Source organism: Bartonella sp. AA16NXGY, from assembly GCF_042197325.1.
Lineage (GTDB): Bacteria > Pseudomonadota > Alphaproteobacteria > Rhizobiales > Rhizobiaceae > Bartonella.
In genome coordinates, this window is sequence record NZ_JBHIRR010000047.1 from 1 (window position 1) to 1,746 (window position 1,746).

Sequence of the window (1,746 nt, forward strand, 5' to 3'; positions counted from 1 at the left end):
TGAGAACCCTATCAATAATGAGAGCTTATAAGTTGAGAATAGAGCGGCGGCGAGAACCGATCTCTTGCCCATTGCGGACAAGCCAGCCGCCCCGTTTAAAAGAAAAGCGGTGCAAAACAGAACCATCCCAAAATTCCGTATAATCCCAAACATTTTTGATCTCGCAATCATAGCCTGTGGCTTTCCCAGCTGTTAAGCCTTCGCTATCGACTTTGACCAACCGCCCTGTCACATCAATGGAATGTTCATGCTCACGCCCATCTTCTTCAGAAATCACATGTTTTTTGCCAGTGAATTTATGACGAAGACCAGGGGGACCACCAAAAATACCGATGACCTCAGGGGTATGGCTGCGGATTTTCATTTGCAAGCCAAGTGCTTTGACACCAAGACCGCTCACATCAATTTGCATATCAGAGCCGCCCGGTTGATAGGTTTCTGTAATTTCTTCCAACGTGGGCAGTTTCAATGTTTCAAGATCAAGGTGAAGATTCACATCATCATCAACAATCAAGGTAAAACCGCGTACAATGCGTAAAGTCATGCTTTAACTCCTTGCTGCTTTGCGATAAGTTTCAAGCGTATCGCCAAATTGATAAGTCATTTTCTTTTGGATATCTTGCGCCAAACGGTCAAAATAAGCGCTATTGCGCCGGCTGCCGAAACTCAAATCTTCTAAAGGTGGCACTTCTTCTGCATCAAATTCCACCCGCAATTTTCCCAATTGCAAAGTGCTGTTGGAATTTAAATCACGATCAAACCAAACCCGGCCACCCAAAAGCGCACCCCGCGCAATCAGATCATCAAGAAACTGTGTAAGGCTGCGGGTAATGGCAATAACATGTTGACCAGTAAGGTTTTCATCATTCGCCCAAGGGCGCAAATTGTTAATGATCGTTTTTTCCAAGGCTGCACGGGTGCGCACCACATTGACAAAGCGCCAAAGTGGATCACTGGAGGTGGTATGATTTCCCCATAAAATGCGCCCATTGGCAGCCATTTGCCCATGCGCATTTTGACTAAGTCGTGCTGGAATAAAGGTCGCAATATCGGCTTGGTTAAGGCGATTTGCCTCATGATCAATTTCGCCATCAAAATAGCTAATGGGGCGTGCTGTCCCTAAAATGCCATGCACATCTTGGTTGGAAGGAGACCAAAAAACACCGCCCCTTTGCTTGTCACGTTTGATAAACATGGCTGCTGCAAAAGGACTTGCGGGTTTAACACTAACACCCCCCTCACGATTTGCCACCCGTACAAAGGGGTCAATCAAATAACAAAAGCGTGAGGAAAAATCTGCACGATAGGCAAGGCTTTCTTCCGCATTTTTACCCCCCGTATCAAACACGGCAATGGCTTGCAACTTTTCTGCAACCTGTTCCAAAGCGTCTGCCACAGGGTTTTTGCCATTGTCAATCCGCCCTGCACTATAAGCCGGTGCCAGTAAAATCCCAGGTTCCACACCTAAATGCCCACGCGCATGAGCCAAGGCGTGCACACCGGTCAGGTGAGCGTTTGATCCCACCATCTCAGTTTGTGTCTCAGCAATGGTTGATTTTTCTTCTACCCGCACAAGGATAATTTGTGCCTCAATCCCCTGCGCGCACACGGCGTTAATGACATCAAAAGCCGTTCCCCTTCGCCCAAGCTTTTGGATTTTTTCTGTATCATGGGTGAAGACCAACACAGGCTCGTTAAGGGGAAAAACTTGGTTGTCAGCATCAGGGGCTGTAACAACCGCCCCAA

Annotated in this window: 2 protein-coding genes; both read right to left on the reverse strand. The window is 47.3% G+C overall.

The window, feature by feature from the left end; all coding sequences use genetic code 11:
* Positions 1-25: 25 nt before the first annotated feature.
* Positions 26-544, reverse strand: coding sequence for a phage major tail tube protein (locus ACFINK_RS09240; protein ID WP_375612479.1), 519 nt, complete (start codon positions 542-544; stop codon positions 26-28).
* 3 nt (positions 545-547) lie between these two features.
* Positions 548-1,746, reverse strand: a 1,199-nt coding sequence (locus tag ACFINK_RS09245; protein ID WP_375638897.1) for a phage tail sheath family protein, incomplete at its 5' end; no start/stop codon positions are given.